The sequence below is a fragment of the uncultured Maribacter sp. genome, from assembly GCF_947500985.1.
Taxonomy (GTDB): Bacteria; Bacteroidota; Bacteroidia; order Flavobacteriales; family Flavobacteriaceae; genus Maribacter.
Genome location: NZ_CANMTX010000003.1, coordinates 397,075 through 411,377, shown reverse-complemented (window position 1 = coordinate 411,377; position 14,303 = coordinate 397,075). Strand labels below are relative to the sequence as shown.

Annotated in this window: 14 protein-coding genes; 2 read left to right on the top strand and 12 right to left on the bottom strand. The window is 33.6% G+C overall.

Annotated elements, in window-relative coordinates; genetic code table 11:
- Position 1: 1 nt before the first annotated feature.
- The 10 genes from Q0871_RS08225 to Q0871_RS08175 all read right to left on the bottom strand — a co-directional run bounded on the left by Q0871_RS08225 (position 2) and on the right by Q0871_RS08175 (position 11,778).
- The gene (locus tag Q0871_RS08225; RefSeq protein WP_299320913.1) at positions 2-394 is read right to left on the bottom strand and encodes a DUF2809 domain-containing protein; all 393 of its coding nucleotides are present in this window, start codon (positions 392-394) and stop codon (positions 2-4) included.
- A 304-nt stretch (positions 395-698) separates the two neighbouring features.
- Positions 699-2,099, bottom strand: coding sequence for a DUF4173 domain-containing protein (locus tag Q0871_RS08220; RefSeq protein WP_299320910.1), 1,401 nt, complete (start codon positions 2,097-2,099; stop codon positions 699-701).
- 127 nt (positions 2,100-2,226) lie between these two features.
- The gene (locus Q0871_RS08215) at positions 2,227-2,679 is read right to left on the bottom strand and encodes a Coq4 family protein (protein ID WP_299320907.1); all 453 of its coding nucleotides are present in this window, start codon (positions 2,677-2,679) and stop codon (positions 2,227-2,229) included.
- A gap of 55 nt (positions 2,680-2,734) precedes the next feature.
- Complete coding sequence (locus tag Q0871_RS08210; protein WP_299320904.1) at positions 2,735-3,025, bottom strand: transcriptional regulator; 291 nt, start codon at positions 3,023-3,025, stop codon at positions 2,735-2,737.
- Positions 3,026-3,046: 21 nt separating this feature from the next.
- Positions 3,047-3,682, bottom strand: coding sequence for a hypothetical protein (locus Q0871_RS08205; RefSeq protein WP_299320901.1), 636 nt, complete (start codon positions 3,680-3,682; stop codon positions 3,047-3,049).
- Positions 3,683-3,871: 189 nt separating this feature from the next.
- The gene (locus Q0871_RS08200; RefSeq protein WP_299320897.1) at positions 3,872-5,428 is read right to left on the bottom strand and encodes a PepSY domain-containing protein; all 1,557 of its coding nucleotides are present in this window, start codon (positions 5,426-5,428) and stop codon (positions 3,872-3,874) included.
- Positions 5,429-6,070: 642 nt separating this feature from the next.
- Entirely contained in the window at positions 6,071-6,790 is a 720-nt protein-coding gene (locus tag Q0871_RS08190; protein ID WP_299320893.1) for a DUF4198 domain-containing protein, read from the bottom strand.
- A gap of 63 nt (positions 6,791-6,853) precedes the next feature.
- Complete coding sequence (locus tag Q0871_RS08185) at positions 6,854-8,146, bottom strand: DUF4374 domain-containing protein (RefSeq protein ID WP_299320891.1); 1,293 nt, start codon at positions 8,144-8,146, stop codon at positions 6,854-6,856.
- A 12-nt stretch (positions 8,147-8,158) separates the two neighbouring features.
- A complete protein-coding gene (locus tag Q0871_RS08180; RefSeq protein WP_299320888.1) occupies positions 8,159-10,528 on the bottom strand; it encodes a TonB-dependent receptor in 2,370 nt (789 codons plus the stop codon).
- A 344-nt stretch (positions 10,529-10,872) separates the two neighbouring features.
- Positions 10,873-11,778 carry a phospholipase A gene (locus tag Q0871_RS08175; protein WP_299320885.1) on the bottom strand — a complete coding sequence of 302 codons (906 nt, stop codon included), beginning with the start codon at positions 11,776-11,778 and terminating at the stop codon, positions 10,873-10,875.
- A gap of 87 nt (positions 11,779-11,865) precedes the next feature.
- On the opposite strand from Q0871_RS08175, the gene Q0871_RS08170 reads away from it, so the two are divergent.
- On the top strand, positions 11,866-12,246 hold the full coding sequence (locus Q0871_RS08170) for a DUF1801 domain-containing protein (RefSeq protein ID WP_299320882.1): 381 nt from the start codon (positions 11,866-11,868) through the stop codon (positions 12,244-12,246).
- 22 nt (positions 12,247-12,268) lie between these two features.
- Here Q0871_RS08170 and Q0871_RS08165 read toward each other — a convergent pair whose 3' ends face one another.
- Together Q0871_RS08165 and kdsA are read right to left on the bottom strand one after the other, a co-directional pair.
- Positions 12,269-12,805, bottom strand: coding sequence for a hypothetical protein (locus Q0871_RS08165; RefSeq protein ID WP_299320879.1), 537 nt, complete (start codon positions 12,803-12,805; stop codon positions 12,269-12,271).
- Between the two features lie 16 nt (positions 12,806-12,821).
- A complete protein-coding gene (gene kdsA / locus Q0871_RS08160) occupies positions 12,822-13,640 on the bottom strand; it encodes a 3-deoxy-8-phosphooctulonate synthase (RefSeq protein ID WP_299320876.1) in 819 nt (272 codons plus the stop codon).
- Between the two features lie 83 nt (positions 13,641-13,723).
- Between kdsA and Q0871_RS08155 the strand changes: the two genes are divergently transcribed.
- Entirely contained in the window at positions 13,724-14,290 is a 567-nt protein-coding gene (locus tag Q0871_RS08155; protein ID WP_299320874.1) for a hypothetical protein, read from the top strand.
- Positions 14,291-14,303 lie beyond the last annotated feature (13 nt).

The following is a 14,303-nucleotide window of genomic DNA, read 5'->3' as shown; positions in this document are numbered from 1 at the left end:
TTTAATTTATATGTTGTTTTAGTAAGAATCGTTTTTTGATTTCTAAACTGGTTACGGTAAGTATACCTAGGGTGTATGCCAATAAATCTTGAATGCTGAAATAGTTTCCGAAGACTAAGTTTGCCCATTTAGAATGTTCTAGCCCGAAATAGCTAAGCATTTTGGTTAGCTGTAAAAATTCGATGGCATAAGCAATTAGTAAGGTGACAATACCTATGGTAATATCATTTGCCTTCCAAAAAGATTTAAAAAAGAAAAACATGAGAATGACTACCAGGTAATCTCCGAATGTGTGTCGAATAAAGCCGGATTTTAAAAATATGGCAATTAAGATTTCAATTCCTAGTAGTGCAAGAAAATATATAAAATAGATACGGTTGAATTTGAATTTCATGTGTTGAAATTTTAGGCGTTTGTTAAATAGATATAAAGCTTACTTATTGGGTAATTCATAATTAGTAAGATAAGCGCCATGGTATGCTCTTGTATATCTTTCGAATACCTTAAAATATTTACCAAAATTATAATCAACGCTATACAGGTAACGATGATATAGCTGAGATATAATATAATACCAACAAGGATAGTAAACTCAGTTTCTGGTATTAAGGCAATACACAGTAGTAAAGTTGAGAGTAGAAAATACAATGAAACTACCCTCACAATTCTACGGTTCCATTTATGTTTAAATAAAACCATCATTTTGTATCGTTTTTAGCTAGTTGGGCAAACGTATATTCTTGCCATGTCTTTTCTGATTGTAGGGTAAGGTATTCGTCATACTTTTCTTGAATACTAATATTAAGATCATAATTGACTTTTTTCTCTTTAGCATAGTTATATAATTGAATGCTATTGGTATCTCCTAAATCGATGAGGTAATGAACATCAGGATTTTCTAGTGTACTTAAATTGAAATACGTAATAGTTTTATCCCAAGGCACTGCAGCGCTTAGTACTAGAAAAACAAATACTGTTGCGATGTTAGTACGCACTAAATAAACAAAGCTTTTTACTTCTGCCACTTTGATATACGCTGTAATTAAGCCGGTAAGGGTAAGTAGTAAGTATACGAATACGCCAATACGTTTGTAGGTAAGACCTAAGGCTTCAACATAGGTGAAGTTCTTGTAAGATGTAAAAACGATTAGTAAAATATTTAGAGAGATCCAAACGTAGGTAAGCGTTTTTATTTGCGTATTTTCTTTATAAAAATTGAGGTTTCCTCTAAAGAAATATAGAATTAATATGATGGCTAATACTATAGAGAACATTAACGCATACACCCCTTGGTGTACGGATGCCGAATATTCTGCATTAGAAATGTCGCCTTTTTGGAACAGGTAAATTCCGTCAGTTACTAAAAAGAATACCAGTAAAAAATTAAGGGCGATAAATATAAATGAGCCTAAGGTATGCTCACTTTCTAATTGCTTTTTTTGCCCAATAATTTCTATTTCGGTCGGAGTCTCCAATTCGTTTTTCTGAGACGCATCAACTGTTATTAATTCTTGTGCATCTAATGGGCGTAAAATGTTTAGAAATATAACATACCCCAGAAATGTAAAGAATACCCACGGGATGCTTATAAAATCAAAATTAATCTGATCCAGAAGGTTTCCAAAAACGGGATTGGCATTTTTATAAAGCATCGCAAATAAGATGAGTAGAATACCAGCAAAGAAGCCACCTTTTAAGCGGTTCAACAGTTTTGGTGAAGTCACTTTCTTTACATCTTTTTCTTCTACTGAATTTTGTCTTTGAATGAAATTTGCGATAGACGCAACCAATAAATTAGTAAACCCAAGTAACCAGGATAGGTATAATGAGGTTTTGCTTGATATGGACTTTCCTATAAACACCATTAATGCCATGAAATGAACAAATATGCTAAACCCCGTTGGGTTAATGAATACAAAGATTGAAGTAATAATATAGGTAAGTGCATAGCCCCAAGACATGGTTCTAGTTTCTTTTAAGGTAGAAACAAGTACCACTACTAAAATGGATATAAGAAATAAATTTAGTCCAAAGCTTTTACTGTAGAATAGTAAACTAAAAGCTAAAGCAGATAAGAGTGATTTTATATGAATATTCATAATATGATATATTTAAAAGGTTATTAATGATTTGATTTTTGCGATTATTAATAAGAGATAGTATCCAAGAATCAGGTGTACTGTCTTACGTGTTTTTGAAATTTTAGATAGTTCTAGTATCATGATTTTAAGGAATTAAAAATGTGGATTTTATCCGTTTGATGGGTTGGTTCAGCAGCTTTTGAAACTCTAATTGATGAAATGGCAGTGCAGATTTACCACACGCGTATTTCAATTTAAAGAACCTCCAATACTCCGGATACAGCATAGAGCCAATACATATGACCGTGAATAAATAAAGACTTCTTTTTCCATTTCCCATTAAATAAAACTGCATGCTTATTTCTTCAGGAACCGTAATTCCGGTTCCGGTGAGTACATGAAATACATCATGACTCTCTAGTTTTTCTTGTAACTGAAAGCTGTTGGCAATAAGAAATTTGCCCATATGATAGCCTAATGAGTCGCTTGGATATTCTTTTAACTCTTCAGCATTAAATTGCCAAGCTTCATTTTTCTTAAAGTATTGATAGGGTACCACACTCCAATTATTTAATTTTTCTAAAATGACTGCTCTCATTCTTTCTTGTTTTAAAAGTACTTTGAATTTCAAAGTAAATTGATAAAAAAATATACTACTTACCTATTAGTTTTTCTAAAGCATTAATGTGCTTCTTAAACTGTGCTTTGCCAAGTGGGGTTGCAGAGTAGCGAGTATTTGGTTTACGACCAATAAATTGCTTTTCCACTTTTAAATATTCTTCCTTTTCAAGTGCTTTGGTGTGACTGGCTAAATTGCCATCGGTAGCACCTAAAAGCTCTTTTAGCATTTTAAAGTCAGCATAATCGTTCACCATTAGAATAGACATAATACCCAGTCTTATTCGGTGGTCAAAAGCTTTGTTTATGTTATCAATTAAACTCATATAGCTTTAGCTGCGCTAATATTAATTTCTATCGTACTTGTAATACATTAAAGAACCGTAGAGAATATGGCAAACACCAAATCCTAAAGCCCAAAAATACAATCCATATCCTATAAATTGAGTACTAACTAATCCTATTCCTATAAATGCTAAACCCATATAGCGAACATCGCCCATGGTATACTTGCTTGCGTTTACACAAGCCAAACCGTAAAAAATTAAGGTTGCAGGAGCAACTAGACCTGCTGCGCCTTGTTGCATAAGTACTAAGCAAAAAAATCCGCCAACTACCAATGGTATGGCAAAGTTGAATACTAGTCGTTTACTGGTACTGTCCCAAATTTTCTCGCCGCTTTTTTTAGATTTCTTTAGGGTCATGATGAATCCTGTTATTACTGCGGCAACCAGCACTGCAATGGCAATTAAAGTTAAATCACTAACAACAGTGGAACCTGATAGAGATGAAGACCTACCTGAAAAGTTTTCGTAATTGGCAGCTGAGGTATCTTTTAGTTTTACATAAGCAAAGGCAGCTCCGATCAAAGCATAGATTCCGGCAAGTACACCTGAGAGTCCGCTTAAGGAAATAAACCGTGAAGAACGATTCATTATATTCTTAATTTCAGTAATGTCGTTTAGATACTTATTTGTCTCCATGTTAAAGTACTTTGAAATACAAAGTTAAATTAAAATATTGATTATATCCTAATTTTAATTAAAAAATCATCGGTGTCTTTAGAAATCAGCTAGCGCAAATAGTTCTGAGTAGATAAATTGTTGTGGTATAGTTTATATGAAGCGAATTAAACATATTTGTTGTGCTAAATTCGTTTCAAGTGTTTATGTTCAGTGGTTTTGTATCTTTTTTGAGGCATTCATTTTACGAAGAATTAATAATCCTATTATGCTAATTACAATCCAGAATATATCGATAAAAAGAATTTGGTCATAGCCTTTTACATAGCTTACCCAGATCCAGTTTCCGGTACAAATACCGTTAACAATAGGAATTGTTAGACCAATAATACTTCCAGAAAGCAGGGTGTATTTATTGGTGAAATAATTATCCTTTTTTAGAATGAATAGGGTAGTTATTAAGAGCCAACCTATAAAGTAAAATTTATAAAGTAAACTCATTCCCGCAGGGTTAATAACCTGTACTAAAATGAAAGATAAAGCTGTTATAGGGTAAAGACTTAAGCATATGGCTAAATAATAGCGAACTACAGTTTCGTTGAATTTCTTTTTTTTGGGTGGTATGTTTTTCTTGTTTCTTGCTGTTAGCCAAATTAACACGCCACTTAATATTACAAAACATCCTATTAATCCTAATATAAAAGATATAATGCGTAATCCGTATCCGCCGTAATCACCAAAATGTAATCTAAAGAAAATACCCTTTACGGCATCTAAATATGATGTTTTTTTGGTTGGGTCTTTAACACTGTGAATACTATTATTGGCAACATTAAATATGGTGTAGCCGTATCCATTAATTTTATCCTTGTACGCTAAATTTCCACTTACCGATACATGCATACTCGTGTCACCGTAATTAAAAACGTGTACTTCATTAACTCTAAAACCTTCCCAATTGTCTTTTACCTGTTGTACCAATGCATCTATGCTAACTGGTTTCGCTAATGGTGTATTTTGAAAATCAAATTCTGGATGTGCATATTCTAAATCTGCATAAAGTTTTTTATCATCACCGTCATATAGGGTTAGTGCTGTTGGTGCTACTAATAGTAGTTTTAACATAAAGAAAGCACCTGTAACGGCATAAACGAATTGGAAAGGAAAACCAATGACACCTAAAGCAGTATGGGCATCTGTCCAAACTGTTTTAAGTTTAGACATAGGTCTAAATACGTAGAAATTAGAAATAATTTTTTCCCAATGTACTATGATTCCTGTAATTAAGGCAAATAGAAAAAAGAAAGCCACAAAACCCGATAAATAGTAACCGTAGGGTTGCGGAAGTTGTGCAAAAAAATGTAATCTATAAAGAAACTCACCTAAAGAATATGAGCTTACATAATCTGTGGTAGATTTATCTTTAATATTTAGGTAAAAATAAGATCCAGCAATATCTTCTTTAGAAAGTAAAGTGTCTTTAGATGCTCCTAAGTTTACCCCAATATTTTGTTCATTATAGTAGTGTATTAACTCTACATCTCTACTATAAAGATTTTTTTCTTTTGACAGGTGTTGAAAAGTCTCATCAAAATTTAATTTAATTTCTTCTGAACTTTCAACGGTGTGCCCACGTTCCCAATTTGCAATTTCATCTCTAAAGAAGGCAAAGGAACCAGTAAAGAAAATAATATATAGGGCAACACTAATGACAATGCCACTTACCGTATGTAAATGAAAGAGAATATTGTAGGTTCTTTTACTCATTATACAAGTGGATTTAATGCTTTACCGTAAAATATTATAATTGATAGTATTATGGATATGAGTATATATAGGCCCCAAATTTTCCATCCGTTTTTGGCTAAAAATGCCATGATTATTAGTCCAACCCAAAGTATTAGTGAACTATAAGTACTTGTAATGATTACGTTCACATGATTAAACCAACTTGCTATTGCCAAGTGGAATAGTATAGATACTATAAAACCTCCAAGAATAGCGGCTGTTATTTTAGAAAAGCGTGACCAAAAAGACGGATTAAGATATTTAGTATTTGCCGGCATATTAAAAAAGTAAAAACTCCATTAAGAATGTGATTATAAAGGTTGGGCTTAATGTTTTGTATGTAATTAGATTTAGTGGCTGTAATATTATGTTAAGACTTGCAATAGTCATTAAAGTCACCGAAAAAGTAAAAATACCTGAACCCCAACCGTATTGGTGTATGGTTAGGGAGCAGGCTATAAGTAGCAAGACATAACCTAAAGAGTTTGCTACTTTACTATTTTGCTGGCACCATTCTTCAATTTTTAAATGCATTGCAATTTTTTGCCTCTTGGTAGTTGCATAAGACAGATAAAAACCAAAAAAGGTTAGTAATAGAATAATTGTAAACATCTGTTACATTTAGTTGTTGATACAATAGGTGGCACAGTGCCAAACAAATTCATATTTTTCACCATTGTAGTTACCTGGGACATCTTCATTTGTGGTAGTTTCAAGAATGTATTTTGTACTCCAAGGCATTTTAAATGTTACCATACCATTTTCATCAGTTTCTAGTTCTTTAGACCATTGATCGGCAACATATACTTGAACTTCATTTTTAGCCAATGGTTTGCCTTTGTATAAAACTTGTAATGAAATTTCTTGGTTTTGTGAAGGCAGCTCCTTAATAATTAAACCTTCTTTGTTTGTTTCTGTAATGTCATTTACCGTGTTACCTACTTGTACATTTGCAGTACTGTGGTAATGGGTTTTAAAAATTCCGAAGTCATAGGCAGTATAGTCGATAACGTCAATGTTGTTATTGTCTAATGCTAGTGTGTAAACACCATTTTCTGCAGGTATAAAAGTGGCTAAATAGTGATTTTCTTTAGCAAGACTATTTAACTTCTCCTTTTTTCCATTTGGGTGTATTAGCCATAATGTAAATTTAGAAACTGCAGTAAAAGCTTCTTTGTTTACTTCTTCAATAGCCCCGTATGTATATTCACCGTAATGTATTTTTACATTTTGTTCAACACCAATTTTACCATCTTTGGCTGTATCTACCCATAAGTAATGTGCATGAGCGGTAATTTGAGCTATAAAAAAAAGAATAATCGTAATTGTAAATTTCTTCATGGTTCTTAAGCTTTAAAAAGTAACAGGTGTGATTTTATTTATCACACCTGTTTTAAACTATTCTTATTCTTCTGTAGTAATCTGTAAAATACCTTTTGCGTAGTTACCCTCTATCGCTGCAGCTTCTGTTGCGGTTGCAGTTTCTGGGTCTATGCTGTAAATACTAGCGCCTGTTGCACTACTAATATTTACAAATAATTTGCCATCTTCAATATACTTAGCAGCATCCCATCCACCTCCACTTAATGGAGCGCCTGAAACTGCTGTGTATGTTTCTGTAGTAAGGTCTAAAATACCGTATGATAATAATGGTACAGAACTATTGGGTGCGTAAGTAGCCCATAAGTAATCTGCATTTTCTTCATCTTCTTGTAATACACGAACAACAGCTTTACCGTTGCCAACATAGTACAAATCATTTAATTTATAACCTCCACTTAATGTTTCAAAATCTATATAAAAATCAGCATCAAATTCTGTTTCACCGTTATTTATACGTAAAATTCCAGAGTTCGTTGTTGGTACTGGCGCATAACCACAAGCCAATGAAGACGGAGAATACGTGTAAATATTTCCATTTTCATCTTCCTCTAATCCTGTTAATGAATAATAACGACCAATGTTTGGTGCTCTTTCATCTTCAATTATTTTCTCTAATTCTAAGCCTGGGTAAGTGAACACGGCAACAGATGCATTTTGTTCCGTAGGCGTAGCAAATGAACCGTCGGCAGCGATATAATAATAAGAAACAAACATATGGTCCCCTGTTACATTTACATCGGTAGGGAAAGCTAAGTAGCCATTATTTTCATCATTACCAAAGTCTGATGCTACAGTAGTGGCAATAGACATTGTTTCGGTATCAATTATATAAATGTTCTTGTCTGCATACCCTTCTCTTGGGGCGCCAATCATAATCATAGTGCTTTCATCAATTATTGTAGAAGCATAAACTGTTTGCGATGTAAAGAAACTTTCCCCTTCAGTGAGTTCACCATCTACCATAGCGTAACTTGTAAATTCTGGCGCAGATGTATAACCGCCAACAATAATTTGGTTTTCACCTTGAAAAAAAGTCATCCAAGCTGGTTGTTCTATTCCGTTACCTACAGGTGAAATAGTGCCTTCATCAAGAGATGTTGCAGGGGTCAGGATATCAATGGTTGGGTCTGTTGCAGCTTCAATGCCAACAAAGTAATTGGCTACAAGGGTAGTTTCTGCAACTTCTTCAGTCTCATCTTCTTCAACGTTATCTACATCGTCATTTACTTCAATCTCAGTATCGTCATCACTACAGCTAAATATAGCGAGAGATAAGAATAAACAGAATAACAGTTTTAAATCATTTTTTTTCATAATAATTAGTGTTTAATTTATAAAGTAGCGTAGTTTTAGATTAAACGTTCTGCCTGGTCTTAGTTGTTGATAATTATCATAGACATCAGCATTTAGTAGATTCGCAACACCTACTGAAACGTTGTATTTTTGATCGTTCATACTATATACCACTTCTGCATTGGTAACCCATTGCTGTGGAATTGATGGTTTTTCTGAACTTCCAAGATTCTCCCAAGTATAGAAGAATTCATGCACATAATTTTCACTTATTGAAAACGTAAAACTGTCTTCATTTTTAAATAAATTAGGTTGTCTATAGGAGATAGAGCCATTAGAAAAAAAGTACGGTACGTTTGGCACCCTAACTTTATATTGGCTGTTGCTATTGCCTTCAACACCATTAAGCCATTCGTTGTTGTCTCTTAAGTCTAAATAGGTAGCACTTAATGCAAAGAAGAATTTTTTGGCTGCTACGTAATTTGCAGAAAAATCGACACCTTTCGCTAGTACTTTACAGTTATTGATGTGGTATACTTTTATACCCTCTACTACTGGTAATATAAAATCTTCGGCATCTCTTATATAACCATTTGCGCTAAGTCTTAATGAACTATTGCCGAAATTATTGTTGAATGAAACACCAACGTTGTAGTTGTTACTTTTTTCGGGTAATAGGCTAGGGCTGGGTTCAATGTTTAGTCCGTCACCAAAAAGCTCACTAACTTCTGGAAATCTAATGGCATTTTCAAAAGATGCTTTAATCTGAAAGCCATTCCATAAATAGGTGCTAGAAATACCAAAACCTGTATTTTTTCTTTCAATATTTAAAGGCTCGGTTTCTGTGCCAGAGTAATTGGTGATTAAAGAAGATATATCGTAATTATAGAATTTAGTGAATATGGTGTTTTTTAACTTATTATCGAAAGCAGCATTGGTATAGCTAAAGGCCATTACTTGTTTAGTAACATCACTTGGGTCACTAAACTGTGTATTATTTTCTTCTTTAAAATCATCATTACCTTGTATGGTAAGGGCATTTAAACTATAATTTGCCGCGATGTTATTGTTTTCATTTATTTCATACTCGCCATTTAAATTACCAAGGTAATTGTCGGTATGTAAGCGTAAATAGGTTTTTCGGTTTTCAATTTCACCGACAGATGTATCGTCTCTAAGTTCTCTATTGCCAAACCAGTCGTAGGTATAGTCACTAATATCTATGTTGTTAGATTCTGAGAATACGCCAACCATGTAAGCGTTTAAATTGAGCTTGGTATTAAAAATTCTATTTTTTTTGAATGAGAAAGTACCAATTACTTTTTGCTCTTCGCTGGTAACTTCACCATAAGGTATTTTGGCTTCACCAATTGCGTTGGCTGGTTGTTGTACTTCATCATAATTATCAGAGTACATGACACCAACCATTAATTTATCGGCAAATGAAGATTTTAAGAATCCGGTTTCTAACCATGCCATTTTAGAATTATAGGCATCATGAAAATGTTCAACATTTGTAGCTTCTTCATCTTCTTTTCCTGTTTCAAAATTTACCAGTTTAATAGGTACTTTGTAATTGTTTTGAGAGGTGTTATAGAATGATTTTAAGCGCACTGCAAAACCAGACTTTTTATTTCTGTATTGCGTGTTTAATGAAGCAATATGTGTTTGGTATGAACCTAGACCATAAGAGAAATCTAGAAAGCTATCGCTATTTTGATCCGTTACGATATTTATGGCACCACCAAGAGCATCAGATGATAAGTGGATAGGCACAACACCTTTGTAAACTTCTATAGATTGTAAAAGATTTGCAGAGAAGTTATTTAGACTCAATGAAGAACCAAAATAATCCATAGGAATACCATCTATAAAAACTCTTACTTGATTACCAGATAAACCGTTTAAGGAAAGTGAAAAATCAGATCCTACACCACCGGATTGCCTAATGTTCACTCCGGGTATTTTGGCTAAAATATCATTTCCGTTTGTAGATAGGTTTTTGAATCCTTCTGTTTCGACTACTTCAACTGCATACGCCTGTTCCCTAAGAATTTGGGCATCGCTTTTCCCTGATACTACTACAGCATCTAATGCCATAAAGTCTTCTTCCAATTTAAAAGTAAAATTATTGGTGCCTGAGGTTACCTGAATTTTTTTGGTAATCGATTTAAAACCTAGGTATGAAGCTACTATGGTATATGATCCTTCTACTAAATTAAGTTGGTACTTACCTTGCTCATCTGTAATAGTAGCCGAAGTGGTCCCTTTGGCTACTACAGTAGCTCCAGGTAAAGGAACGTCATCTATATCTGTAATTTTTCCGGTAATAATATTTTGGGCATTCAGGGAAAATGAAAGCCCAATTACAAATAGAATTATAAGGGAAAAAGGTCTGTTCAAAATAATTATTTTAATTTAATCTAAATAAGAACAGTAAATGTAAAGTTGGTCGTGTTATCTCACAACTTTTAATTAGATTAATTATAAATAAAGTTTAAAATAATAATTAAACTTATGATTATGAGCTATTTGTAATTAGTGATTGAAGGTGACTTGGGTGTAACTATACTAAATATGGTAAGGTAAAATTTGATAAAATGGAAATTTGGTATGAATATGTTCAAGTAATTGTGCTAAATTTTTTAGTTGTCAGTTGAAATCTAAAAGATAATTTTAATCACGAATATATTTAGCATACAACTTAATACATATTTAAGCTACGTTTAAATTGTAAATTATAATCATTAGTTTATCAATGAAACTCCTAGACCAAAAGTGGTTTGCCTATGGTTATAATCAATTAGGGTTTCACCATAACCATCAAACAATTGAAAATGACCGTTGAAATTTTCGAAAATAGGAAAAGACCAGTTCAGCTGTATGCTACCACGACTTTTATCTCCTAGATTTAAAGAATGTCTAGCAATGGCTCTAAAACGTTGTCTGCCCCAGTCATAACTAATATCGGCTTCACCACGACCAATAAAATCAGATATATTGTCATTGTCATCAATCTTACTTCCAATGCGTATCCACGGTTTTAGTGTTACTTGCCAGTTTCCTTTTTCAAATGCGGCATGAAAAGCAATACGGTTCCAACTTCTAGAAATAGGATCAGACTGGCCGTTAGATTCATGAATAATAGCCGCACCTATCATTTTTGTTTCAAAGCCTAATATTGGAAACTTAACGGGAAAGTTGGCTATGATTTCTGGCTTATAATTTAATTCACGAAAAGGTCTTGAACGTTCAGAATTATATATCTGCCAGTATGCCGTCTGTGAATAGCCCATCCATAAATCCATACGTCCGTCAAACATACCATGAAAGATTTTGGTTTTGAGACTTATTTGAAATTTTGACTCTACCGCATTAAGGCTGCTAGGTTCGTCTAAAACCTTATCTGAATTTTCTGCTTGCGGAAATTCATTGGGATTGGTAGAAAATTTTGCGGCAGTTATGTATATGGGTTTATATGAAGTTAGAATGAACGTTCCTCGTTGATGCTCATCATCTAGCTCCCATAATTCACTTAAACTTTTACTATTGTTAAAATACCAATTATGATCATGATCGTCTTGAGAGAAAGACGAATGGCAGGTACATAGTATTAATGTGATTATTAAAACAGTAGTTGTCTTTTTAAACATTGATAAGTTATAAGTGTGTCAAAATTATATATTTAAATACATATTAGTAAATGTATTCGTATCTTAATTAACGCAATTAAATTGATTATGAAACCAGCAGAGGACTATATTTTTAACCAACCGGAACCGTACAGGGGAATTTTAATGCATCTGCAGATGATGATCGAGACCACATTACCAGAGGTTGAGCTGAAATTTAAATGGAATATTCCCTGTTTTTATATTGGTAAATCGCCCATTTGCTATCTGAATGCATCGCACAAAAAGAAGTATGTAGATATCGCTTTTTGGAACTCTGCCCACCTTACAAAACATTTAAACGTACTTATTTCTGAAAACAGAAAAGTAGTACGTTCATTGCGATACGCTACACTTGAAGATATTGATAACGATATTCTGGTAGATGTTTTACAGGATGCATATGCTGTTCGTAAAAATGGGTTTTATAAGCAGAAGGATATTTCGTAGCTAAAAAAATAGCAGCTATGTTTTATTGATTAGGTATAATCTTTTCTGAGCAAAGGTCAAATTTATATTTTCCGTCCAAAAATTTTATAACACAGTTCTTGTTGCTTAAAAATGTTTTGTTAGTGATTAAATTTTCAGTTTCCGATTTCCAAACAGTGTCAATCCTTTTATTTAAAAGTCCACCTAATTTTCTTTTATCTAAATTATATTTTGCTTCTTGAGCTGATCCAGCCCAACACTCGGCGTAACCATAAGAGATGTTATAGTCTCCTATTTCCCAGGTCGTTGAAATTTTATCATCACATTTGAAATAGGAAAAGAATATTAGATTAAACCCAATGACTGAGGTTACCGCTATTAGTCCAATAATTACCAGAATTCTTTGCCAATTCTTTTTTGGTAATGTCCCAATTAAGAGTATAATAATTAAAGCCAAAAAACCAATAAACCATGGAATAAGATTTTGATTAGTTAAGTCCCAATCCGACATATATATTCCAAGCGCAACTATAATTACGATTAATAATATGATTAAGATTATAGTTTTTAATTGTTTCAAAGTTAATCGCTACTATCTAAAACTCATTAACAACAGCTCTCAACGCTACTAAATCTGTCAATAGCTTTTTCATCAATCCTAAGTCTAACATATTGGCACCATCACTTTTTGCATTGGCGCAATCAAAATGTGTTTCTATAAAGAGTCCGTCAACACCTGCGGCAACACCTGCACGTGCCATAGTGCCAATCATTGCTGGTCTACCACCCGTAACACCAGAAGTTTGATTAGGTTGTTGTAACGAATGCGTTACATCTAAAACCACAGGGGCAAATTGTTTCATGGTGGGTACACCTCTAAAATCTACAATCATATCTTGGTAACCGAACATGGTGCCACGATCAGTAATAATAGCTTGCTGGTTTCCCGTCTCTGTAACTTTATTAACGGCATGCTTCATACTCTCAGGACTCATAAATTGTCCTTTCTTAATGTTTACCGTTTTTCCAGTTTGTGCAGCGGCAACAACTAAATCTGTTTGACGCGCTAAAAATGCTGGTATCTGAAGAACATCTACATATTCTGCTGCCATAACAGCATCTTGTTCTGTATGTATATCGGTAACCGTTGGTACTTTGAATGTCTCAGAAACTTTACGTAGAATCTTTAATGCCTTCTCATCTCCAATACCTGTAAATGAATCTAAACGACTACGATTTGCTTTCTTGAAACTTCCTTTAAATACATAAGATATTTTAAGCTCATCGGTTATGGTAATAATATGCTCTGCAATGCGCATTGCCATGTCTTCACCTTCAATGGCGCAAGGTCCTGAAAGTAGAAAGAAGTTATTACTGTCTGTATGTTTTATTTGGGGTATTAGGGATAGGTTCATTCGTCGAATATTTTTAATCAAAGATACTATTTTAAGAAGCTTACTGTTCTATTAAGATAAGATTGTCGAAACCCCAAATCGAAATGAAAATCAAACAGTTTCTTATTTTAATATTGCTGATATTTTTTGCAGGTAATGTTCATGCTCAATTTGGTAAAAATTGTGAACTGAGGCAGGTGAAGATTAACCTTATTAATCCCGGTATAGAATACGAAATGGCATTGGGTACCAACACTACCCTTGATATTAAAGCAGGTATTCAAGTTGCTTTAGACCCATTGTTGCCAGATGTGTATAGGGAGTTTGGAGTTTTTCCTGCAATAGCTGGTCAATATCGGTATTACTATAATTTTGAAAAGCGACAACGCAAAAGAAAACAGATTTATGGTAATTCTGCTAATTATGTAGCGCCTGCTGTGGCGGTCTTTTTTCCGGGTTCACGAACTATTGCCAATGAAAATGTAGCAGGGGCTTTCGGTTATGCCGGTTTGGTGACTGGTATACAACGTAGTTATGATTCTGGTTTTAATTTTTCTGTAGATGCCGGTGCGGCATATTATGATGGGCAATTTGATGGAACAATTTACCCTGTAGTTAATTTAAGTATTGGTTTTATAATAAGCGAAAAGCGCTGGTGCGTTGGTCGTTAATTACGTAAGTATT

Excerpts from the sequence above, each read along its gene's own strand:
- Q0871_RS08205 (WP_299320901.1), bottom strand. The coding sequence starts at position 3,682 with ATGGAGACAAATAAGTATCTAAACGACATTACTGAAATTAAGAATATA.
- Q0871_RS08215 (WP_299320907.1), bottom strand. The coding sequence starts at position 2,679 with ATGAGAGCAGTCATTTTAGAAAAATTAAATAATTGGAGTGTGGTACCC.
- Q0871_RS08225 (WP_299320913.1), bottom strand. The coding sequence starts at position 394 with ATGAAATTCAAATTCAACCGTATCTATTTTATATATTTTCTTGCACTA.
- Q0871_RS08210 (WP_299320904.1), bottom strand. The coding sequence starts at position 3,025 with ATGAGTTTAATTGATAACATAAACAAAGCTTTTGACCACCGAATAAGA.
- Q0871_RS08175 (WP_299320885.1), bottom strand. The coding sequence starts at position 11,778 with ATGTTTAAAAAGACAACTACTGTTTTAATAATCACATTAATACTATGT.
- Q0871_RS08200 (WP_299320897.1), bottom strand. The coding sequence starts at position 5,428 with ATGAGTAAAAGAACCTACAATATTCTCTTTCATTTACATACGGTAAGT.
- Q0871_RS08190 (WP_299320893.1), bottom strand. The coding sequence starts at position 6,790 with ATGAAGAAATTTACAATTACGATTATTCTTTTTTTTATAGCTCAAATT.
- Q0871_RS08170 (WP_299320882.1), top strand. The coding sequence starts at position 11,866 with ATGAAACCAGCAGAGGACTATATTTTTAACCAACCGGAACCGTACAGG.
- kdsA (WP_299320876.1), bottom strand. The coding sequence starts at position 13,640 with ATGAACCTATCCCTAATACCCCAAATAAAACATACAGACAGTAATAAC.
- Q0871_RS08185 (WP_299320891.1), bottom strand. The coding sequence starts at position 8,146 with ATGAAAAAAAATGATTTAAAACTGTTATTCTGTTTATTCTTATCTCTC.
- Q0871_RS08155 (WP_299320874.1), top strand. The coding sequence starts at position 13,724 with ATGAAAATCAAACAGTTTCTTATTTTAATATTGCTGATATTTTTTGCA.
- Q0871_RS08220 (WP_299320910.1), bottom strand. The coding sequence starts at position 2,099 with ATGAATATTCATATAAAATCACTCTTATCTGCTTTAGCTTTTAGTTTA.